16 protein-coding genes and 1 pseudogene are annotated in these 22,583 nt (G+C 67.2%); 8 read left to right on the top strand and 9 right to left on the bottom strand.

Annotated elements, in window-relative coordinates; genetic code table 11:
• The first annotated feature begins 102 nt into the window (after positions 1 to 102).
• Positions 103 to 1,881 (top strand): cation:proton antiporter domain-containing protein, encoded by a 1,779-nt coding sequence (locus sphst_RS11575; protein WP_107045561.1) that lies wholly within the window; start codon positions 103 to 105, stop codon positions 1,879 to 1,881.
• A gap of 7 nt (positions 1,882 to 1,888) precedes the next feature.
• On the opposite strand, the gene sphst_RS11570 is transcribed toward sphst_RS11575, so the two are convergent.
• From sphst_RS11570 to sphst_RS11540, 7 genes are all read right to left on the bottom strand, one after another.
• Positions 1,889 to 3,481 (bottom strand): long-chain fatty acid--CoA ligase, encoded by a 1,593-nt coding sequence (locus tag sphst_RS11570; protein ID WP_031395752.1) that lies wholly within the window; start codon positions 3,479 to 3,481, stop codon positions 1,889 to 1,891.
• Between the two features lie 18 nt (positions 3,482 to 3,499).
• Positions 3,500 to 6,988: a DNA polymerase III subunit alpha gene (dnaE, locus tag sphst_RS11565; protein WP_107045560.1), complete on the bottom strand. Its 3,489-nt coding sequence runs from the start codon at positions 6,986 to 6,988 to the stop codon at positions 3,500 to 3,502.
• 321 nt (positions 6,989 to 7,309) lie between these two features.
• Positions 7,310 to 7,786: a glutathione peroxidase gene (locus tag sphst_RS11560; RefSeq protein WP_031396029.1), complete on the bottom strand. Its 477-nt coding sequence runs from the start codon at positions 7,784 to 7,786 to the stop codon at positions 7,310 to 7,312.
• Positions 7,783 to 8,379 (bottom strand): GNAT family N-acetyltransferase, encoded by a 597-nt coding sequence (locus sphst_RS11555; RefSeq protein ID WP_031396030.1) that lies wholly within the window; start codon positions 8,377 to 8,379, stop codon positions 7,783 to 7,785. Before sphst_RS11555 ends, sphst_RS11560 begins: the two co-directional genes overlap by 4 nt.
• On the bottom strand, positions 8,376 to 9,089 hold the full coding sequence (locus tag sphst_RS11550; protein WP_042467156.1) for an ABC transporter ATP-binding protein: 714 nt from the start codon (positions 9,087 to 9,089) through the stop codon (positions 8,376 to 8,378). Before sphst_RS11550 ends, sphst_RS11555 begins: the two co-directional genes overlap by 4 nt.
• Entirely contained in the window at positions 9,082 to 10,332 is a 1,251-nt protein-coding gene (locus sphst_RS11545; RefSeq protein WP_031396032.1) for a lipoprotein-releasing ABC transporter permease subunit, read from the bottom strand. Before sphst_RS11545 ends, sphst_RS11550 begins: the two co-directional genes overlap by 8 nt.
• A gap of 478 nt (positions 10,333 to 10,810) precedes the next feature.
• A complete protein-coding gene (locus sphst_RS11540) occupies positions 10,811 to 13,273 on the bottom strand; it encodes a TonB-dependent receptor (protein ID WP_199848964.1) in 2,463 nt (820 codons plus the stop codon).
• A 242-nt stretch (positions 13,274 to 13,515) separates the two neighbouring features.
• Between sphst_RS11540 and sphst_RS11535 the strand changes: the two genes are divergently transcribed.
• The gene (locus sphst_RS11535; RefSeq protein ID WP_031395052.1) at positions 13,516 to 13,980 is read left to right on the top strand and encodes an Hsp20 family protein; all 465 of its coding nucleotides are present in this window, start codon (positions 13,516 to 13,518) and stop codon (positions 13,978 to 13,980) included.
• Positions 13,981 to 14,344: 364 nt separating this feature from the next.
• On the opposite strand, the gene sphst_RS11530 is transcribed toward sphst_RS11535, so the two are convergent.
• Positions 14,345 to 15,979 (bottom strand): CTP synthase, encoded by a 1,635-nt coding sequence (locus sphst_RS11530; protein ID WP_031395051.1) that lies wholly within the window; start codon positions 15,977 to 15,979, stop codon positions 14,345 to 14,347.
• Positions 15,980 to 16,063: 84 nt separating this feature from the next.
• On the bottom strand, positions 16,064 to 16,456 hold the full coding sequence (gene secG, locus sphst_RS11525; RefSeq protein WP_031395050.1) for a preprotein translocase subunit SecG: 393 nt from the start codon (positions 16,454 to 16,456) through the stop codon (positions 16,064 to 16,066).
• Between the two features lie 235 nt (positions 16,457 to 16,691).
• On the opposite strand from secG, the gene sphst_RS11520 reads away from it, so the two are divergent.
• The 6 genes and pseudogenes from sphst_RS11520 to edd all read left to right on the top strand — a co-directional run bounded on the left by sphst_RS11520 (position 16,692) and on the right by edd (position 22,563).
• On the top strand, positions 16,692 to 17,009 hold the full coding sequence (locus sphst_RS11520) for a MarR family transcriptional regulator (RefSeq protein WP_031395049.1): 318 nt from the start codon (positions 16,692 to 16,694) through the stop codon (positions 17,007 to 17,009).
• A complete protein-coding gene (locus tag sphst_RS11515) occupies positions 16,948 to 17,379 on the top strand; it encodes a hypothetical protein (protein WP_234387592.1) in 432 nt (143 codons plus the stop codon). Before sphst_RS11520 ends, sphst_RS11515 begins: the two co-directional genes overlap by 62 nt.
• Positions 17,376 to 18,305, top strand: a complete 930-nt coding sequence (argC, locus tag sphst_RS11510; protein WP_107045558.1) for an N-acetyl-gamma-glutamyl-phosphate reductase — start codon at positions 17,376 to 17,378, stop codon at positions 18,303 to 18,305. The genes sphst_RS11515 and argC overlap by 4 nt, the downstream gene beginning before the upstream one ends.
• Positions 18,306 to 18,328: 23 nt before the next feature.
• A complete protein-coding gene (gene zwf / locus sphst_RS11505; RefSeq protein ID WP_037528659.1) occupies positions 18,329 to 19,792 on the top strand; it encodes a glucose-6-phosphate dehydrogenase in 1,464 nt (487 codons plus the stop codon).
• A 251-nt stretch (positions 19,793 to 20,043) separates the two neighbouring features.
• The gene (gene pgl, locus sphst_RS11500; protein WP_031396120.1) at positions 20,044 to 20,748 is read left to right on the top strand and encodes a 6-phosphogluconolactonase; all 705 of its coding nucleotides are present in this window, start codon (positions 20,044 to 20,046) and stop codon (positions 20,746 to 20,748) included.
• 1 nt (position 20,749) lies between these two features.
• Positions 20,750 to 22,563, top strand: a pseudogene (edd, locus tag sphst_RS11495) (phosphogluconate dehydratase).
• The last annotated feature ends 20 nt before the right edge of the window (positions 22,564 to 22,583 follow it).

The following is a 22,583-nucleotide window of genomic DNA, read 5'->3' as shown; positions in this document are numbered from 1 at the left end:
CCCCCCCCCCCCCGCGCTGCCGCTCGCAGGCGCACGAACCGCGCGGCGGTGGGGCGGTATTATTCCCTGACGAATCGGGGAGGCGTCGCCTAAGGTCGGGGGATGGCATTACGGCTCGACAATCAGGGTTTCAGCGACACACTCGTCATTCTCGGTGCGGCGGGGCTGGTGATCCCGGCGTTTGCGCGGTTCAGGGTCAGTCCGGTGATCGGGTTCATCCTGGTCGGGCTGCTGGTCGGGCCGGCGGGGCTGGGTTCGCTCACCGGGGCGGTGCCGTGGCTCTATTACCTGACGATCTCCAACCCCGAGGCGATCGAGCCGTTCGCCGAGTTCGGGATCATCCTGCTGCTGTTCTCGATCGGGCTCGAGCTGTCGTTCCGACGGCTCTGGTCGATGAAGCGGCTGGTGTTCGGGACCGGGGCGGCCGAGCTGATCGGGTCGGCGATGATCATCGCGGTCGCGCTGCATTTCATCGGGCAAGGCTGGGCAGGCGCGATCGGGCTGGGCTTTGCGCTGGCGCTGTCGTCGACCGCGCTGGTGCTGCCGCTGGTCGGGACGACCGGCGCGGTCGGGCGCGGGGCGTTTGCGATGCTGCTGTTCGAGGATCTGGCGCTGGTGCCGCTGATCTTCGTGCTGGGCGCGCTCGCCCCGACCGCGACCGCGGACGGGTGGAGCAATCTGGCAGGCGTGGCGCTGCGCGGCGCGGGCACGGTGGTGGCGATGTATGTCGGCGGGCGGCTGATCCTGCCGCGGCTGTTCGGGCAGGCGGCGCGGACCAAGAGCCCCGAACTGTTCCTGGCGGCGTCGCTGCTGGTGGTGATCGTGGCGAGCGTGGCGACGACCGCGGCGGGGCTGTCGCCGATCGTCGGCGCGCTGCTCGCCGGGCTGCTGATCGCGGAGACCGAATATCACAGCGAGGTCGAGGTGATCACCGCGCCGTTCAAGGGGCTGGCGCTGGGCGTGTTCCTGATCACGGTGGGGATGAGCCTCGACCTGCGGCTGATCGCGCAGAACTGGCCGTCGCTGCTGCTCGCGGTGACCGGGGTGGTCGCGACCAAGGCGGTCGTGACGTTCCTGTTCCTGCGCGTCGCCAATTCGCGGCGCGGGGTGGCGGCGGAGACCGGGTTGCTGATGGGCAGCCCGTCCGAGACGACGCTGATCGTGCTGGCGACCGCGGCGCAGGCGCAGCTGATCCTGCCGTCGACCGCGAGCTTCTGGCAGACGGTGACCGCGATCGGGCTGACGATCACGCCGCTGCTCGCCAAGCTCGGCCGCACCGTGTCGCGTCAGCTGGAAAGCCGGTCGACCGCGGATGCGGGCGATGTCGAGATCGACGAGGAGGGTCCGGGGACGGTGGTGATCGGCTTCGGCCGGGTTGGGCGGATGGTCGCGGACATGCTCGCGGTGCACGGCCAGCGCTATGTCGCGGTCGAGGCGGATATCGATTCGGTCGAGGCCGCGCGGGCGCAGGGGCATCCGGTGCTGTTCGGCGACGTCGCGCGGCTCGAACTGGTCGACCGGTTGAAGCTCGATACCGCCAAGGCGCTGATCCTGACGATGGACGACCCGGTGTTGACGGTGCGGCTGGCGCGGCGGGTGCGATTGCTGGCGCCCAATTTGCCGATCGTCGCGCGTGCGCGCGACACCGCGCATGCCGCCGAGCTGTACCGCGCAGGCGTGACCGATGCGGTGCCGGAGACCTTGGAAAGCTCGCTGCAGCTGGCGGAGGCGGTGCTGGTCGACCTGGGCGTCGCGATGGGGCCGGTGATCGCGTCGATCCACGAGAAGCGCGACGAACTGCGGCAGGAGATCAAGGCCGCGGCGGACATGCTGGTCGAGCCGCGGGTCCGCAAGGCCAAGCGGACGCCGCGGAAGGTTTAGGAGGGCGTCAGGCGTCGGTGAGGGTGAAGTCCCTGAACCGTTCGCGCAGTGCGGTTTTCAGGAGTTTGCCCGTTGCGGTGTGGGGCAGTTCGTCGACGAAGACGATCGCGTCGGGGAGCCACCATTTGGCGACGTGCTGCGCCAGGTGATCGCGGATCGCGGTGTCGGTGACGGTGCTGCCGGGCTTGCGGACGACGATCAGCAGCGGGCGCTCGTCCCATTTGGGGTGGTGGATGCCGATCGCCGCGGCCTCCGCGACGCCGGGGCAGCCGATCGCGGCGTTTTCGAGATCGACCGAGCTGATCCATTCGCCGCCCGACTTGATGACGTCCTTCGACCGGTCGGTGATCTGCATCGTGCCGTCGGTGTGGAGCATCGCCACGTCGCCGGTGTCGAACCAGCCCTCCGCATCGACCGCGTCGCTGTCCGCGCCGAAATAGCGCTGCACCACCCAGGGCCCGCGGACCTGGAGCGAGCCGGCGATCGAGCCGTCGCGCGGCAGCACCTGCCCCTGATCGTCGATGATGCGCAGTTCGATGCCGAAGGGGACGCTGCCCTGTTTGGTGACGAGATCGAGCTTCTCGTCATGCGTCATCATGTCCCAGTGCGGCGGCGCGAAGCCCGCGGTGCCGATCGGCGAGGTCTCGGTCATGCCCCAGAGGTGCTTGACGGACGCGCCCATGGTCATGATCCGGTCGATCATCGCGCGCGGGGCCGCCGCGCCGCCGATCGTCACCAGCTTCAGATGCTCGGGCGCCTCGCCGGTGGCGTCGATATGCCCGAACAGCGCGAGCCAGACGGTCGGCACGCCCGCCGAATGCGTGACATGCTCCTGGTTCATCAGCCGGCACAGCACGCCGGGATCGTTGATCGCCGAATAGACGACCTTCGCCCCCGACAGCGCGCAGGCGAAGGGCAGCCCCCAGGCGGCGGCGTGGAACATCGGCACGACGGGCAGCACGACCGCGCTGGGGGACAGATCGAACACCCAGGGCGCGACCTCCGCCATCGCGTGGATCAGCGTCGAGCGGTGCTTGTAGAGCACGCCCTTGGGATTGCCGGTGGTGCCGCTGGTATAGCAAAGCATGCACGGATCACGCTCCGGCCCCTCGACCCAGGCATAGTCGCCATCCTGCTCGTCGAGCAGCGCGCGAAAGCCGTCGGGGCCGAGATCGTCGAAACAGACATAGTGCCGCACGCTCGACCATTGGCCGCGCAGCCGGTCGACGATGGGCTGGAAGGCCTTGTCGTAGAGCATCACCCGGTCTTCGGCGTGGTTGGCGATATAGACGAGCTGTTCGTCGAACAGCCGCGGGTTGATCGTGTGGATCACCCCGCCCATCCCGATCGTGCCATACCAGGCGATCAGGTGGTGTGCGTGGTTCATCGCCAGCGTCGCGACCCGGTCGCCGGGACGGACGCCAAGCTTCTCAAGCGCTTGGGAGAGCTTCTTCGCGTCGCGTGCGATCCCGGACCAGTCGGTGCGGGTCTCGCGGCCGTCCGCCCAGTAGCTGACGATCTCGCGACGCCCATGCTCGCGCGCGGCATGGTCGATCAGCCGGGGGACGCGAAGCTCGAAGTCCTGCATTCCACCCAGCATTCCCGCTCTCCCAAGCTGTTATCCGACGAGAGCCAGCCGCGTTTCCGAGGTCTTGAGCTCCACCTTTGTCACACCGTGCAACGACTCGATGTGCTCTGCAAGCTCGCCGTCGAGCAGGAAATCGCGGCCGAGCAGGATGCTGACCTCGCCGTCCGGGAGCATCGCGCGGACGCGCACCTCGCCGCGCGCACCGCGGTGATCGGCGAGCAAGGACGCGAGCCCGGCGAAGGCGGCCATGTCCGAAATGGTCACGACGACCTGGAAGCGCGCGATGTTGGCGAGCCCCTCGAACGGCTGGATCCGCTTAATGCTGACGCGCGGCGTGTCCTCGCCGGGCTTGCGGTCGAGCTCGACGGTGATGAGGCCGCAACCGCCCGCCTTGGCGGCGTCCTCGAGATCCTTCGAGACCTGATCGTCGAAGCAGGTCGCCATGAACTGGCCGCTGGCGTCCGAGCATTGCGCCATCATGAAGCGCTTGCCGCGGGCGGAGGTGCGGTAGCGCGCATCCTCGACCAGCACCGCCATCGTCGCGCCCGCGCGGCTGCCGTCGTCGGGGATGTTGAGCTCCGACAAGGCGGTATAGGCGCGCGCGCCGTGGCTGTTGGCGATGTGGCGGTGGCGGTCGACCGGGTGCGCGGAGAAATAGAAGCCGAACGCCTCCTTCTCCTGGTCCATCCGCTGGCTGAGCGTCCAGCGGACCGCGGGCGGCAGCTTGATCGCGTCGCCCGCGGGCTCGGCATCGCCGAACAGACCGCCCTGCCCGCTGGTCTTGGCGGCGTGGGTACGGGCGGCGATCGCGAGGATCGTCTCGGCGGTGGCGTGGATGCCGGCGCGGTTGGGCTCGAACCCGTCAAACGCGCCCGCGGCGGCGAGCGTTTCGAGCTGGCGCTTGTTGAGCAGGCGCGGGTCGACGCGCTTGGCGAGATCGTCGAGCCCGGCGAACGGGCCGTTCTGGACGCGCTCGACGATGAGCTTCTCCATCGCGCCTTCGCCGACCGACTTGAGCGCGCCGAGCGCGTAGCGGACCGCGGGTTCGCCGTCCTTCACCTCGACGTCGAACTCGGCCTTGCTCGCGTTGATGCAGGGCGGCAGCGTGGCGATGCCGAGGCGGCGCATATCGTCGGTGAAGATTGCAAGCTTGTCGGTCTGGTGCAGGTCGTAGCACATCGACGCGGCGAAGAATTCGTGCGGGTGATGCGCCTTCAGCCACGCGGTCTGGTAGGCGAGCAGCGCATAGGCGGCGGCGTGGCTCTTGTTGAAGCCATAGCCCGCGAACTTGTCGATCAAATCGAACAGCTCGTTCGCCTTGGCCTTCGGGATGGCGTTCACCTTGGCGCAGCCCTCGACGAAGATCGCGCGCTGTGCGTCCATCTCGGCCTTGATCTTCTTGCCCATCGCGCGGCGCAGCAGATCGGCGCCGCCGAGCGAGAAGCCCGCGAGGATCTGCGCGGCCTGCATGACCTGTTCCTGGTAGACGAAGATCCCGTAGGTCTCCGACAGGATCGATTCGAGCGCGGGGTGCGGATATTCGATCGTTTCGGTGCCGTTCTTACGCCTGCCGAACGACGGGATATTGTCCATCGGGCCCGGTCGGTAGAGCGAGACGAGCGCGATGATGTCGCCGAAATTGGACGGGCGGACCGCGGACAGCGTGCGGCGCATGCCCTCCGATTCGAGCTGGAACACGCCGACGGTGTCGCCCTTCTGGAGCAGCGCATAGACGCCGGCGTCATCCCATTCGAGCGCGTCGAGATCGACCTTGATCCCGCGCTTCGCGAGCAATTGCACGCCCTTCTGGAGCACCGAGAGCGTCTTGAGCCCGAGAAAGTCGAACTTCACGAGGCCCGCACCCTCGACATATTTCATGTCGAACTGCGTGACGGGCATGTCCGAGCGCGGATCGCGGTAGAGGGGGACGAGCTGGGCCAAGGGCCGGTCGCCGATCACCACGCCGGCGGCGTGCGTCGACGAGTGGCGCGGCAGCCCCTCCAGCTTCATCGCCAGATCGAGCAGCTTTCGCACGCCATTGTCGTTGGCATATTCCTTGGCGAGTTCGCCGACGCCGTTCAGCGCGCGCTCGAGCGTCCAGGGATCGGTCGGGTGGTTGGGGACGAGCTTTGCCAGCCGGTCGATCTGGCCATAGCTCATCTGCAACACGCGGCCGGTATCCTTCAGCACCGCGCGCGCCTTCAGCTTACCGAAGGTGATGATCTGCGCGACCTGATCGCGGCCGTATTTCTCCTGGACGTAGCGGATCACCTCGCCGCGGCGGGTTTCGCAGAAGTCGATGTCGAAATCGGGCATCGACACGCGTTCCGGGTTCAGGAAGCGCTCGAACAGCAGCCCCAGCTTGATCGGGTCGAGATCGGTGATCGTCAGCGCCCAGGCGACGACCGAGCCTGCGCCCGAGCCACGGCCCGGACCGACCGGAATGTCGTGATCCTTCGCCCATTTGATGAAGTCGGCGACGATCAGGAAATAGCCGGGAAAGCCCATCTGGACGATCACGTCGACCTCGAAGGCGAGGCGCGCGCGATAGACGTCGCGCCAGCCGTCCTCGGCCTCTCCGTGGAGCTCGGTGATACGCGCGAGACGCGCCTCGAGCCCGGCCTCGGCATCGTCGCGGAGCAGTTTCGCCTCGCCCTCGATATCGCCGGCGAGGCTGGGGAGGATCGGCTTGCGATAGGGCGCCATCACCGCGCAGCGCTGCGCGACGACCAGCGTGTTGGCGATCGCCTCGGGCAGGTCGGCGAACATCTCGTGCATCACCGGCGCGGGCTTCATCCACGCTTCGGGGCAGCTGCGGATGCGGTCCTCGGTCTCGACATAGGTCGAGTGCGCGATGCAGAGCATGGCGTCGTGCGCGTCGCCGAACGCGCTTTCGGTGAAGCAGCACGGGTTGGTCGCGACCAGCGGCAGGTTGCGCTCATAGGCGATGTCGATCAGCGCGTCCTCGGCGGCGATCTCGGTCGCGTCGCCGCGGCGTGAGAGCTCGATGTAGAGGCGGTCACCGAACAGGTGCTGGAGGCGGTCGAGATAGGCGCGGGCGCGGTCGGGCTGGCCCTCCGCGAACAGCCGGGCGAGACCGCCCTCGCCGCCCGCGGTCAGTGCGATCAGCCCGTCGGCATGGCGCTCGAGCGCTGCGAAATCGACATGCGCGGGCATCTCGATCGGGCGGTCGAGATGCGCCATCGAGACGAGCGCGCAGAGATTGTCATAGCCCTTCGCGTTCTGGGCGTAGAGCGCGATCCAGTCGAACGGGGTGGCGATGCCGTCGGGCATGTCGGGACGGCTGAGCCCGAGCATCACGCCGATGACCGGCTGGACGCCGTCCTTCTTGGCGGCGTCCGAATAGGCCATCGCGGCGTAGAGCCCGTTGCGGTCGGTCAGCGCGGCGGCGGGAAAGCCGAGCGCGCGCGCCTGCTTGGCGATCGCCTTGGGATCGATCGCGCCGTCGAGCATGGTGTAGCAGGAAAAGACGCGGAGCGGGACGTAACCGGAATGCATGGGTGAGAGGTAGGCGTTGCGGCGTGATTCGACCAGACGCGATGGCGGGGGGTGCGGGTTGGGACGCGATGAGTTGAGGTGGGGTGTGGGTTTGTGGTTCGAGGCTGTTCTCCCGCGAAGGCGGGAGTCCAGTCTGGGCCCCCGCCTTCGCGGGGGAACGGTCTTGTGGTGCGGGTGCTGCCTACAAATACCACCCCGGCGGAGGCCGGGGCCCAGGTGGGGGACGTTGCTGACTGAGGTCTGCGCTTCGTTACGGCGACCTTTCCAACTGGGCCCCGGCCTTCGCCGGGGTGGTGCCAGTGGGGCCGGTGGTAGTGTGCGTTAGAGCAGTTTTTCGATGTCGGTGCGGATGTCGGCGGGTTTGGTGGTGGGGGCGTAGCGGTCGACGACCTTGCCGTTGCGGTCGATCAGGAACTTGGTGAAGTTCCATTTGATCGCCTTCGAGCCGAGCACGCCGGGCGCGTCCGATTTGAGGCGGTCGAACAGCGGGTCGGCCTCGCCGCCGTTGACGTCGACTTTCGCGAAGACGGGGAAGGTCACGTCGTAGGTGAGCGTGCAGAAATTCGCGATCTCCGCGGCGTCGCCGGGTTCCTGCGCGCCGAACTGGTTGCAGGGGAAGGCGAGAACCTCGAACCCGCGATCGGCATAGTCGCGGTGGAGCGCCTCGAGCCCCTCATATTGCGGGGTGAAGCCGCATTTGGAGGCGGTGTTGACGATCAGCAGCACCTTGCCGGCATAGGCCGCGAGCGACGCGGGGGTGCCGTTGGCGGTCTTCACGGTGAAGTCGGTGATGGTCATGCGCGGTCCTCGTGTCGGGCGAGCAGATAGGTCAGGTTCTGACGGACGCCCGGCCATTCGTGCGCCAAAATGCTGTAGACGATGGTGTCGCGCAAGCGGCCGTCCGCCATCACCTGATGCCCGCGCAGCACGCCGTCGCGTTTCGCGCCGAGCCGCTCGATCGCGGCCTGTGAGCGCTTGTTGAGGCTGTCGGTGCGGATCTGGACGCATTCGCAGCCGAGCGTGTCGAAGGCGTGGGTCAGCAGCATCCGCTTGGCCTCGGTATTGACGCCGGTGCGCTGGACCGCGGTGGCGTAGAAGGTGCCGCCGATCTCGAGCCGCTTGTTCGCCGCGCTCATCCGCATGAAGCGGGTGCTGCCGCGGACGATGCCGTCCACCACCACCGCGAAGACCCGCGCGCGGCCAAAGTCCTGCTGCTCGAACGCCGCCGCGAGCCAGCGATCGGGCGCCTTCATCAGCGCGACATTGGCGTAGAACAGGTCCCACAGGTTGTCCGCCGATGCGGCGGCAACGAGCGCATCCTTGTCCGCCGCGACCAGCGGGCGGAGCGTGACGTGACGCCCGACGAGCGTCGGTGTCGCGTCCCAGCTCAAGCCAGCCGGCCCTCGTGCAGCCGGAACACGCGGTCCATCCGCGCGGCGAGGCGTTCGTTGTGGGTCGCGACCAGCGCCGCGGTGCCCTGTTCGCGGACCAGCCGGACGAATTCGGCAAAGACGATGTCCGCGGTATGCTCGTCGAGATTGCCGGTCGGCTCGTCCGCCAGCACCAGCGCGGGCTTGTTGGCGAGCGCGCGGGCGACCGCGACGCGCTGCTGCTCGCCGCCCGAGAGCTGGCTGGGGCGGTGCGTGAGGCGGTGGCCGAGCCCGAGCTGGGTCAGGAGTTCGGCCGCACGCGCATCCGCCTGCGCGCGCGTCGCGCCGTGGACGAGCTGCGGCAGGACGACATTCTCGGTCGCGTTAAAATCGGGGAGGAGGTGGTGGAACTGATAGACGAAGCCGAGGCTGTCGCGGCGTACCACGGTGCGCTCGTGCGCGTTGAGCTTCGACGCCTCGGTGCCGGCGATCTTGATCGATCCCTGGAAGCCACCTTCGAGCAGCCCGACCGCCTGGAGCAGCGTCGACTTGCCCGAGCCCGACGGGCCGAGCAGCGCGACGATCTCGCCCGGTGCGATTCCGAGGTCGATGCCGCGCAGCACGTCGATCGTCGCGCCGCCCTGCGTGAAGCTTTTGGTCAGGCCGCTGGTCTGCAGGACATAGTCGTACGCCTGCGCGCTGCGCCGCTCGATCGGAAGGCCATTATTCATAACGCAGCACCTGCACGGGGTCGGTACTCGCCGCCTTCCAGGCCGGATAGAGCGTGGCGAGGAAGCTGAAGATCAGCGCCATCAGCGCGATCACGATGATCTCGACCGGATCGGTCTTGGACGGGAGTTCGGTCAGATAGCGGATCGAGGGATCCCAGAGATTCTGCCCCGTCACGAGCTGGACGAAGTTCACCACGCCCTGCCGATAGAACAGGAAGACGAAGCCGAGCCCGAGCCCGGCGAGCGTGCCGAGCGCACCGATCGTCGTGCCGACGACGATGAAGATCCGCATCAGCCCGCCGCGCGTCGCGCCCATCGTCCGCAGGATCGCGATGTCGCGCGTCTTGGCGCGGACCAGCATGATCAGCGACGACAGGATGTTGAACACCGCGACGAGGATGATGATCGACAGCACGGTGAACATCGCGACGCGCTCGACCGCCAAGGCCTCAAACAGCTGCGCGTTCATCGTCCGCCAGTCCTGGATGACCGCGCGGCCGCCGATCTTTTCGGCGAGCGGCCGCAGGATCTCGCCGACCTTGTCCGCATCGACGGTCTTCAGCTCGACCATGCCCGCGGCGTCGCCCATCAGGAGGAGCGTCTGCGCATCCTCGATCGGCATGATGATATACGCCTTGTCGTAGTCATAGACGCCGATCTCGAAGATCGCGCCGACCTTGTAGCTGACGATGCGCGGCACGGTGCCGAACGGCGTGGTCTGACCCTGCGGGCTGAACAGCGAGATGTCCGAGCCGACCTGCGCGCCGAGCGACTCGGCGAGCCGCGAGCCGATCGCGATCCGGCCGGACCCTTGCGTGATCGACTGGAGCGACCCCATCAGCACCTTGTCCTGGATCGTCGAGTTGCGACGGATGTCGTCTACGCGCATGCCGCGGACCAGCACCGCCTCCGCGCGGCCGTTATAGGTGGCGGCGAGCGGCTGTTCGATCAGCGGTACCGCGCTGGTGACGCCGGGGGTGGCGCGCGCCTGTGCGACGATCTCGCGCCAGTCGGGCATCCGGCCGCCGAGCGGCTGGACCACGGCATGGCCGTTGAGCCCGACGATCTTGTCGAACAGCTCGGCGCGGAAGCCGTTCATCACGCTCATCACGATGACGAGCGCGGCGACGCCGAGCATGACGGCGACCAGGCTGATCGAGGCGACGAGGAAGATGAACGCCTCGCCCTTGCCCGGCAGCAGATAGCGCCGGGCGATCATCCGTTCATAGCGTGACAGGATCATGGGTGCGGGGGTTCGATCGTTAGAAGAGATGTCCACCGGCTCTAGGACGCGGCCCCGCGCGAGGCAACCGTGGCCGCGTCTGGATTGGTCTGTTGCGGATTCGACACAGCCCCCTGCCAATCGTGTGGCGCGCCCCGCAAACAGGGTGACAAACACCACGCAATTACTTAGCAAAAACCTCGCTGAGACACAGGCAACGGCCGTGGTTCGGGGAATGCTTTGACGCCGCACCGAAGGTGCAGAGCGGAAGCGACAAAATGGGGGCTGACGAGCGATCGTCACGCAGGCGCCCGGATCGGAAACGGTCCGGGCGTTTGCTTGTCCGGGCCATTTTCCTTACAACGAATACACTATTCGCCGTTCCCGGAACCCCCGAAGTGCAACAGGCACCGGACGAAGAGTGGGAGCTTCCAATTCTCACCCTTCGCCCGGATCTCTCTTTATAGCAGATAGAGTAGAGCAGCGTTTGTGAACCGTATCAGAACGAGCGCGAGATCGTGACGCCGTAGGTGCGCGGATCGCCCGGCTGGCCGACCACCAGCCCCGTGCTGCCCGATTGCAGCGCGAGCAATTCGTAATAATCCTTGGCGAAGACGTTACGGACCCAGCCGAAGACGTTCAGCCGGTCCTCGCCGCGGAAGCCCAGCCGGACATTGCCAAGCGCATAGCCCTTGATGTCGGTATAGGCCGAGGCGGACGGGTTGGACGAGAAGGTCGAGCGGTAGCTGCCGTCATAGCCCAGATACACCTGGCCATCGAGACCGCCGATCCGTGCGGGCAGGTCGTACTCCGCGCCGTAGGAAAAGGCCCATTTCGAGATGCCCGGCAGGCGCTGGCCCGATATGTCGCAGTTTGCGGGGCTGATCCCGCCCGGGGTCCCTGCCGGGCTTGGGCTCTGGCCCGCGGTGGCGGTGGTGCCGCCCGACAGCTCGGGCGGGCATGGCGCATCGACGAAGCGGACATATTTGGCGTCGGTATAGGCGCCGTTGACGTAGAGGTTGAAGCGCGACGTCGGGCGGAACGCCGAGTCGAATTCGAACCCGCGCGTCCGCACCTTGCCCGCATTGGCGAGATAGCCGCGCAGCACGCCGAGCTGGCCGTTGGTGACGGTCGCCTGGTAATCGTTGATCTCGGTCCAGAAGCCCGCGAGGTTGAGCGTCACGCGGCGGTCGAGGAACTGCGTCTTGAGGCCCAGTTCGTAATGGTTGACCGTCTCGGGCTTGACCGTCGCCGAGGCGAGGATCGGGTTGTTCGCGCCGTCGAGCGGGAGCCCCGACAGGTTGATGCCGCCCGATTTGTAGCTGCGCGCATAGGTCGCATAGGCATGGATGTCCTGGGCGACGTCATAGGCGAGCGTCGCGTCGCCCGACACGTTCCAGTCGTCGAAGGCGGGGGTGTAGACCTGGGGCGCTAGCGTGCTGCACCGGTCGCGGGTGACCGAGCTGGCCGCCTGCGCGGTCGTCGAACAGTTGAGTACCGCCCCCGCCCCTGTCGTCACGACCGAGACATAGGAACCGGTCTTCTTGTCGTAATTGACGCGGACGCCCGGGGCGAAGGACAGCTTGTCGGCGATGTGCCACGTCACCTTGCCGAACCCGGCAGCCGACGTGTTCTTGAAGCCGATCGTGTTGGTCGAAGTCAGGCCGTCCAGCACCGCGGGGTTGGATGCGTTCGCGCTGGTCGGGTTGAGCAGGTAGCGGCTCGCGGCGGCGCCCTGGACCTGGAGACCCTGCGTGTCGATCGTCTGGTGGAAGTAGAACAGCCCGGCGACGTAATCGACCGTGTTGCGGCCGTTGGACGAGAGGCGGACCTCCTGGCTGACCTGTTCCTGCTGCGACGGGTTGGCGGAGACCGAGGTGATCGGCAGGCCGATGAAGTCGCGGTCGTTCGACGGCTTCCAGTCCCAGATGCGCCATGCCGAGACCGAGGTCAGCGACACCGGTCCGAGATCCCATTCGGCGAGCAGTGCGGCGCCACCGAGCTCCTGCCGCGCGCGCAGCGGGGTGTCGAGATCGGTCACGCGGTCGAACGCGTCGCGCGACGGCGGGGTGTAGTTGAGCGCGGCGGCGAGCGCGTCATATTGCCGCGACACGGGCCGCTGCGTGGTGCCGACGCGTGCGAAGATCTGCGCGCAACAATCGGGGTTCTGGTGATTATAGTCGCCCGACAGCGTGAGATCGAGATTGCCGGTCGCGTGCCAGAAGAGCTGGCCGCGCAGGCTCTGATTGTCCTGCGCGTTGACGTCCTTGCCGGTGCGGAGATTGCGGATCGTGCCGTCGCGCCGGGTGATCGACGAGGACAGACGGATCGCGAGCCTTTCGTCGACCAGCGGGCCCGACACCGACGCCTTGGCCTGGACGAAGCGGAGATTGCCGGTGGTGAGCTCGATCCGCGCCTCGGGGGTGAAGCTGGGCTTGCGCGTGTAGATGTTGATCGCGCCCGCGGTGGTGTTCTTGCCGTAGAGCGTGCCCTGCGGCCCGCGCAGGATCTCGATCCGTTCGGTGTCGGTAAAGTCGAACGTCGCCGACGCGATGCGGCTGTAATAGACCTGGTCGACATAGATGCCGACGCCCTGTTCGATGCCGTCATTGGTGAGGCCGAACGGCGCGCCGAGCCCGCGGATGTTGGCGGCGGAGTTGCGCGGGTTGGTCGAGTAGAATTGCAGCGTCGGCTGAAGCTGCGTGATGCGGTTGACGTTGTACGCGCCGGTGTCGGCGATCGCCTGGCCGCCGATCACCGACATCGCGATCGGCACGCTCTGGATCGTCTCGGCGCGGCGGCGTGCGGTGACGACGATGTCTCCCCCGCCCTGCTGTGCCGCGCCGAGCCGGCCGGTGTCGCGCTGTGCGTCCTGCGGCGCGGGCGCGGCTTGATCGGCGGGTGCCGGCAGCGGTGATGCGGCCGCCTGTGCGGCGACCAGCATCGCGAAAATATGGGCCATGATCGTCTCCCTTGAACCTTGATGCTAAAAATCCATTGATTTGGTGGGAGTTCAATCGGGAACGGCTTTGCAGGGGCAAAGCTGCGCTATCGAGGGCCTTTAAAAAATCTTGGCGGGGCGATCTTGAAGGTTTTTGCGGGGTGACCAGATCACTGCCGCACGGCGCCTGATGGGCCGTGTGCCCGGGCCGCGCACAGGCGGGCCAGGGCTGATGTTGGATTGCTCAAGACGAGGATTTGACCATGCGACTCGACCTTACCCCCTATCGCCGCTCGACCGTCGGGTTCGACCGGCTGTTCGACATGATCGAGACGAACGCGCGCGGCGCGACGTCCGACAATTACCCGCCGTTCAACCTCGAGCGGATCGCGCAGGACCGTTACCGGATCACGCTGGCGATCGCCGGCTTCTCGCGCGACGAGATCGCGATCACCGCGCAGCAGAACCTGCTGCTGGTCGCGGGCAAGAAGGAGGAGCGCGCGCCCGAGGGCCAGCTGCTCCATGTCGGCATCGCCAACCGCTCGTTCGAGCGGCGGTTCGAGCTGGCGGACTTCGTGCTGGTGGAGGATGCGCGGCTGAACGACGGGCTGCTGGTGATCGACCTGGTCCGCGAAGTGCCCGAGGCGATGAAGCCGAAGAGCATCGCGATCAAGACCGGCGCACCGCTGGCTGCGGTCGATTCGGTTGCTGTCGATCAGGCTGCCTGATTTCTGGTCAGCGCTGTGGGGCGTCCGGATCTTTAGGGTCCGGGCGCCTTTTTTGTGTCTGGGGTTCGGAGGGTAGAAGGGTTTGTTCGCGCGGAGGCGCGGAGGCGCGGAGGTCTTCCTGGCCGCGTTGCGGCCCTCATGAATTCCTGCGCGAACCTGAGTGAGGCTGGCTGCGATAGGCCAAGAATGCACTCCGCGTCTCCGCGTCTCCGCGTGAACCACTTCTTCTGTTCGGACTGTGCGGAGGGGGTTGTTGTTCGCGCGAAGGCGCGAAGGCGCTAAGATTCTGGGTCCCTTTGCGCCTTTGCGCCTTCGCGTGATCGATATTCGCTCTGGCGGGCGCCCGTGAGGGCGCCCGGTCGGGTCAGACGAGGCGGCTCTGTTTGACGGCGGCTTCGATGAAGCTGGCGAACAGGGGGTGCGGGTCGAAGGGTTTGCTTTTGAGTTCGGGGTGGAACTGGACGCCGACGAACCAGGGATGGTCGGGACGCTCGACGATTTCGGGCAGCGTGCCGTCGGGCGACATGCCGGAGAAGACCAGACCGCCCTGTTCGAGCACGTCCTTGTACCCCGTATTCACCTCGTAGCGGTGACGATGGCGTTCCGAGATGTCGGTGCCGCCATAGATCGCCGCGACGACGCTGTTGCCGTCGAGCTTGGCGTCATAGGCGCCGAGCCGCATCGTGCCGCCGAGATCGCCCTCGGCCGCGCGCGTCTCGAGACCCTCGCGGCCCATCCATTCGGTGATCATGCCGACCACCGGCTTGTCGGTCGGGCCGAATTCGGTCGACGAGGCATCGGGGACGCCGCCGAGACCGCGTGCGCCCTCGACGCACGCCATCTGCATCCCGAAGCAGATCCCGAAATAGGGGATCTTGCGTTCGCGCGCGAACTTGACCGAGGCGATCTTGCCCTCCGCGCCGCGTTCGCCGAACGCACCGGGGACGAGGATCGCGTCGCAGGGCTCGAGCTGGCCGGCGATGTCGCTTTCGGCATTCTCGAACAGCTCGGCATCGATCCAGCGGACGTTGACCTTGACGCGGTTGGCGATGCCGCCATGGACCAGCGCCTCGTTGAGCGACTTGTAGGCGTCCTGCAGCCCGACATATTTGCCGACCACGCCGATCGTGACCTCACCCTGCGGATTGGTCAGCCGGTCCATGATCTCGGTCCAGCGCGACAAATCGGGCGCAGCGGCCGGTTCGATCCCGAACGCGCGCAGCACTTCGATATCGAGACCCTCGCCGTGATACTGGAGCGGCACCGCATAGATGCTCTTCGCGTCGAGCGCGGGGATGACCGCACTGGCGGGGACATTGCAGAACAGCGCGATCTTCGCGCGCTCCGACGGCGGCAGCGGGTGTTCGCAGCGGCAGACGAGCACGTCGGGCTGGACGCCGAGTGCGGCGAGTTCGCGGACCGAATGCTGGGTCGGCTTGGTCTTCAGCTCGCCCGCGGCGGCGATGTAGGGGACGAGCGTCACGTGGATGCTGATCGCCTTGCCGCGCCCTTCCTCGTTCTTCAGCTGGCGAATCGCCTCGATGAAGGGGAGCGATTCGATGTCGCCGACGGTGCCGCCGATCTCGCAAAGCACGAAGTCGACATCGTCGGTCTCGGCCCGCGCGAACGCCTTGATCGCGTCGGTAACGTGCGGGATGACCTGCACCGTCGCGCCGAGATAGTCGCCGCGGCGTTCGCGCGCGATGATCTGCTGATAGATGCGGCCGGAGGTGACGTTGTCCGACTGGCGCGAGGGCACGCCGGTGAAGCGTTCATAGTGACCGAGGTCGAGATCGGTCTCGGCCCCGTCGTCGGTCACATAGACCTCGCCGTGCTGATAGGGCGACATCGTGCCGGGATCGACGTTCAGATACGGATCGAACTTCCGGATCCTGACGCTGTAGCCGCGTGCCTGGAGGAGGGCGGCAAGCGATGCCGCCATGAGACCTTTACCGAGCGACGATACCACGCCCCCGGTGATGAAAATGTACCGAGCCATGGGAAGAGTCTCGTAGCGTGTGTTGGGGACGAACGACAAGCGCCCGCGGATCACGCAGGGCGCTTTTGTCGGCGAATGGAGTGTTTAGCGGGCGAGCGGGACCGCGCCATTGTCGGCGGGTGCCGGTGCGGCGGCGCCGGCATTCTCTGCACCACCGGCGAACGGTGCCGCATCGCCCTTGGGCTCCGCGGTCGGAACCGCGGTGGCGGCGGCGGCGGGCGTGCGGGCGAGCGACGTGTCGATGTCGGTGCTGCGGTGATTCGCCGCGAGGATCGCGAGCAGGATCGAGAACAGCACGAACATCGTCCCGAGTACGCCCGTTGCGCGCGTCAGGAAATCGGCGGCGCCGCGGGCCGACATCAGCCCCGAGGGACTGCCGCCCATGCCCAGACCGCCGCCTTCCGACCGCTGCATGAGGATCACGGTGACGAGGGCGGCCGCGATGATCGCGTGGATGACAAGCAGGAAGGCGAACATTGCGCGGAAAACCCCGGAACTTTTACGAAGCCGCGCACATAGGCGAGCCGGCGGCAACGATCAACCGCATCCCGGGCTCCGGATATCGCACACGACACCGAAACACACGGAAACAAGCCGTGCGGGCGGGCGTTGTGACAGCGTAATGACGTTCCTTAACGGGACGTAGACCCTGAAATTCAGATGGCGGATCAACGCTGTGGCATCAATGGCAGTCAATACTCTATCGACGTGGATGACGGCTCTGGTCGATTATGTCCGTTCGGGTGAACCGGATCTGACCAATCGCCAGATGGCGCTTTTGCTGCTCGTCTATCTCAAACCCGGCCCGCATACGGTGCGCGGTCTGGCGCGTGCACTGAACGTATCGAAGCCGGTCGTCACGCGCGCCTTGAACAGATTGGGTGCCCTCGGCTATCTGCGCCGGCAACGCGACGATAGCGACAAGCGCAACATCTTCGTCGCGCGGACGAGTGAAGGGGCAGATTTTCTTGAAGAATTCGGGCAGTTCATCGGCGATAACGACGCCGCGCCCCGCGCCGCGACAGCCTGACGGCGTCATTCAGCCGCGTGATTCTGCCGACTCGCGTCGCCAGAGTTTCGCGCTGACCGGGCGTTCGGTCGATCTCGACCTGCGCACGCACGCGGTCCGCCGCGACATTGCCGACATCCGCCTCGCCGAGCATGTCTTCGCGCCGCACTACGCAGTGCCGATGGTCCGGCTGGTCGCGCGCACCGCGACGCTGCGCGCGGGCCGTGACGCGGCGAGCGAGCCGGTCACCGCGCTGGCGGTCGGCGACACGATCGAAGTGCTCGAGATTGCGGGATCGTCCGCCTGGGGCGTCGCGCAGCCGCACGGCCTTGTCGGCTATGTCGAGATCGACGCGCTCGACCTGCCGGACGGCAAGGCGGTGGCGGCATGACCGCGACGGTGTTCATCGACGGTGCGGCAGGCACCACCGGGCTCGAGATCCGCGACCGGCTCGCCGGGCGGTCCGACATCCAGATCGCCTTGCTCGACGAGGCGAACCGCAAGGATCCCGCGGCGCGGCGCGCGGCGCTCAACGATGCCGATTTCGTCATCCTCTGCCTGCCTGACGATGCCGCACGCGAAGCGGTCGCGCTGATCGACAATGACCGCACGCGGGTGATCGACGCGTCGAGCGCACACCGCGTCGCGCCGGGCTGGACCTATGGGTTCGCCGAGCTGCCGGGCCAGGCCGCGCGGATCGCCGCGGCGACGCGCGTGTCCAACCCCGGCTGTTACCCGACCGGCTTCCTCGCGCTCGTCGCGCCGCTGGTCGCCGCCGGGCTGCTGCCGGCGGGCCATCCGCTGAGCGTCAACGCGACATCGGGCTATTCGGGCGGCGGCAAGGCGATGATCGCGGAGTTCGAGGGGGCCGGCGCCACCCCGACCGCGTTCCGCGCCTATGCGCTGGGCCTTGCGCACAAGCATATCGCCGAGATGACGCAGCATGCCGCGCTGACGCATGCGCCGATCTTCGCGCCCGCAGTCGCCAACACCTATCGGGGGATGGTCGTCGAGGTGCCGTTGCACCTTCATGCCCTGCCCGGCCGGCCGACGCTGGCCGCGGTCGAGGACGTGCTGCGGCAAGCCTATGACGGCGCGGCGCTCGTGACCGTGGCGGCGGGCGATGCGGCGGCGATCGCCATCGAGGAAAATGCCGGAACCGACCGGTTGACGTTGCGCGTCTGCGGCAACGATGCGACCGGTCACGCGCGGCTGGTCGCGACACTCGACAATCTGGGCAAGGGCGCCGGCGGCGCCGCGGTCCAGAACCTCAACATCATGGCCGGGGTCGACCCGGTCGCCGGTCTGGTTTCGTAAGACCGACTGACCCAGGAGCTCTCATGCACCGTAATCCCGTAGCCAAGCTGCTCCTGTTCGGCGCCACCGGCGATCTCGCGCAGCGGATGCTGTTGCCCTCGCTCTATGGCCTGCACGCCGACGGGCTGCTGCCCGAGGGGCTGACGATCACCGGCGCGGCGCGTCACGATCACGACGACGCGGCGTATCGCACCTTCGCGAGAGCCGCGCTCGACGAGTATCTGAAGGACGATCGCAAGGATGCGGGGACGATCGACGCGTTCCTCGAGCGCGTGCATTACCAGCCGACCGACCTGTCCGATCCGGCGAGCTTCCAGCCGCTGGCGGACAAGATCGGCGACATTTCGGGCGGGCTCGCCATCTATCTGTCGACCGCGCCGTCGCTGTTCGAATCGGCGATCGAGGGGCTGCACAAGGTCGGGCTGGCGGGCGAGACGGTCCGCGTCGGGCTCGAGAAGCCGCTGGGCTATGACCTGCCGACGAGCCGCGAGATCAACGACGCGGTCGCCAAGGCGTTTCCTGAGAACCGGACCTACCGGATCGATCATTATCTGGGCAAGGAAACCGTCCAGAATATCCTGGCGCTGCGCTTCGGCAACTCGTTCTTCGAGCCGGTGTGGAATGCGCAGGGGATCGACAACGTCCAGATCACGATCTCCGAGACGGTCGGGCTGGAAGAACGCGCGGGCTATTACGAGAGCGCGGGCGCGCTGCGCGACATGGTGCAGAACCATATCCTGCAGCTGCTCGCGCTGATCGCGATGGAGCCGCCGGCGCGGTTCGAGGGCACTGACGTGCGCGACGAGAAGTCGAAGGTGTTCCGATCGCTCCGGCTGATCAAGCCCGAAGAGGCGCCGCACGTCACCGTGACCGGGCAATATGCCGAGGGCGCGGTCAACGGGAAGTTCGTGAAGAGCTATTCGGAGGAGCTCGGCCAGACGTCGACCACCGAGACGTTCGTCGCGATCAAGGCGCATGTCGACAACTGGCGCTGGCAGGGCGTGCCCTTCTACCTGCGCACCGGCAAGCGCATGGCGGCACGCGGCAGCGAGATCGCGATCCAGTTCAAGGCGGTGCCGCATTCGATGTTCGCAGGCCGCGGCGGGCTGCTCCAGCCCAACATGCTGATCATCCGCCTGCAGCCCGAAGAGCATGTCCAGCTGCTGGTGATGGCGAAGGAACCGGGGCTCGACCGCGAGGGCGTGCGGCTGCGCGAGGTGCCGCTCAACCTCAGCCTCGACGCCGAGTTTGCGGGTACGCGCCGGCGCATCGCCTATGAGCGGCTGCTGCTCGACCTGATCGAGGGCGACCAGACGCTGTTCGTGCGGCGCGACGAGGTCGAGGCGCAGTGGACCTGGATCGATGCGATCCGCGAGGGCTGGAAAGCGAACGGAATGAAGCCCAAAAGCTATCCGTCGGGCAGCTGGGGCCCGTCCGCCGCGATCGCGCTGACCGAGCGCGACGGCGTGACCTGGCAGGACGACTGAGCATGTTTTCCTCCGTTCGTCCCGAGTAGCCGTCGAGCTTGTCGAGATGGCGTATCGAGGGATCGGCCCGGTTGTGGCATTGTACCTCGATACGGGCTCTCGGCTTCGCTCGATCCCTACTCGGTACGAACGGGACTGGTTGGTACGAACGGGCCGCTGAGTAGGAACGGGACTGCTGGGTGCGAACGGGACTGGCGGACACGACCTGAACTGTTGGGCACGAACACTAATTTCTAAGTGAGTTTGAGCATATGACCGAGATCGAATGGTGGGATTACGAGGACACCGAGGAGCTCGCAGCCGCGGTTGCCGGCGACATCCAGTTCGTCATCGAGAGCGCGCTCGACGCGCGCGGCTCGGCGGTGATCGCGCTGGCGGGCGGCAAGACGCCGATGGCGGCGTATGAGAAGCTCGCCCAGGCCAAGCTCGACTGGAAGAAGGTCACGATCATCCCCGGTGACGAGCGGATCGTGAAGCTGGGCGATCCGATGTCGAACGTCACCGCGCTCGCCAAGATCTTCCTGCCCAAGGGTGCGCGGGTGAAGCCGATCGTCCCCGATGCGATCTCCGACTACAAGGCCGCTGGCCGCTCGGCGGATGCGCTGATGCAGGACCTGCACTGGCCGCTCGACTTCTGCCTGCTCGGCATGGGCACCGACGGCCATACCGCGTCGATCTTCCCCGGCCCCGATTTCGACGAGGCGCTGAGCGGTCCCAAGGAACGCCGCGCGGTGGGCGTGATGCCCGAGCCGCTGCCGCCCGAGGCGCCGGTCGCGCGCGTCACCCTGTCCGCGGCGGCGATCGCGTCGTCCAAGGCGCTGATGATCATGATCACCGGCGAGGAGAAGAAGACGCTGCTCGAACAGGCGATCGAGCAGGGTCCGTCGTCCAAATATCCGATCGGGCGCGTGCTGGCCGAGGTCGAGCTGCCCGTCGACATCCACTGGGCCGCCTGAGATGCTGAACGCCGTCGTCTCCGCGGTCACCGACCGGATCATCGAACGGTCGCGCGACAGCCGCGCCGCCTATCTCGCGCTGATCGACCGCGAGGGCGAGGCGCAGGTGCGCCGGCCGTCGCTGGGCTGTGCGAACCTCGCGCACGCCTATGCGGGGACCGAGGAGGACCGCGATGCGATGAAGGCCGATGCCGGCATGAACATCGGCATCGTGACGGCGTATAACGACATGCTGTCGGCGCATGCGGTCTATTACCGCTATCCCGAACTGATGAAGGTCTGGGCGCGCGAGGCCGGTGCCACCGCGCAGGTCGCGGGCGGCGTGCCTGCGATGTGCGACGGCGTGACGCAGGGCTATCCGGGGATGGAGCTGTCGCTGTTCAGCCGCGACACGATCGCGCTGAGCACGGCGATCGCGCTGAGCCACGGCACGTTCGAGGGCGCGGCACTGCTCGGCATCTGCGACAAGATCGTACCGGGACTGCTGATGGGCGCGCTGCGCTTCGGGCATCTGCCGATGGTGCTGATCCCGGGCGGGCCGATGCCGACCGGGCTGCCCAACAAGGCCAAGGCCGCGGTGCGCGAGAAGTTCGCCGAGGGCCTGGTCGGGCGCGAGGAACTGCTCGAGGCCGAGATCGGCGCCTATCATTCGAAGGGTACCTGCACCTTCTACGGCACCGCCAACACCAACCAGATGATGATGGAGGTCATGGGCCTCCACATGCCGGGCGCGGCGTTCGTCAATCCGGGCACCAAGCTGCGCCAGGAACTGACGCGCGCGGCAGTCCATAGGCTCGCGAAAATCGGGGCGCGCGGCGACGATTACCGGCCGCTCGGCCGCTGCGTCGATGAGCGCGCGATCGTCAATGCGGCGGTCGGCCTGCTCGCGACGGGCGGGTCGACCAACCATCTGCTCCACGTCCCCGCGATCGCGCGTGCGGCGGGGATCGTGATCGACTGGGAGGATTTCGATCGCCTGTCGGCCGCGGTGCCGTTGATCGCGCGCGTTATCCCAACGGTTCGGCGGACGTGAACGCGTTCGAGGCGGCGGGCGGCATGCCCTATGTGATCCGCGAACTGCTGGGCGAAGGGCTGCTCCACGGCGACATCATGACGATCGGCGGGCAGGACCTGTCGGCCTATGCCAAGACCGCGGTCGTCGCGGACGGCGCGCTCGAGTGGCGCGACACGCCCGACAGCGGTGACGAGACGATCCTGCGCCCCGCGACTGCGCCGTTCTCGGCGGATGGCGGCATGCGGATCCTCGCGGGCAATATTGGCCGCGCGTGCATCAAGGTGTCCGCGGTCGAGCGCGAGCGCTGGATCGTCGAGGCACCCGCGATGGTGTTCGACGACCAGCTCGACGTGATCGAGGCGTTCAAGCTCGGCGAGCTGGAAAAGGACGTCGTCGTCGTCGTCCGCTTCCAGGGGCCGCGCGCGAACGGCATGCCCGAGCTGCACAAGCTGACCCCGCCGCTGGGCGTGCTGCAGAATCGCGGGTTCAAGGTGGCGCTGGTCACCGATGGCCGCATGTCGGGTGCGAGCGGCAAGGTGCCGTGCGCGATCCATTGCTCGCCGGAGGCCCTGCTCGACGGCGCGATCGGGCTGATCCGCGACGGCGACATGATCCGCGTCGATGCGGTCAACGGCACGCTCGAGGCGCTGGTCGATGCGGACGTGTGGGCGACGCGTGAGATGGTGACGCTGCCCCCCGCGGTCAGCGGCATGGGTCGCGAGCTGTTCGGCATGTTCCGCGGGCTGGCCGACGAGGCCGAAAAGGGCGCGTCGGCGATGCTGGCGGGCGCGGGGCTTTAGAGCCCGCGCGAACCGTTCGT

Source organism: Sphingomonas sp. STIS6.2, assembly GCF_000732685.2.
GTDB classification, from domain to species: Bacteria; Pseudomonadota; Alphaproteobacteria; order Sphingomonadales; family Sphingomonadaceae; genus Sphingomonas; species Sphingomonas aerolata.
Note: the sequence above shows the minus strand (reverse complement) of the source record. Positions and strands in the feature narration are given on the sequence as shown.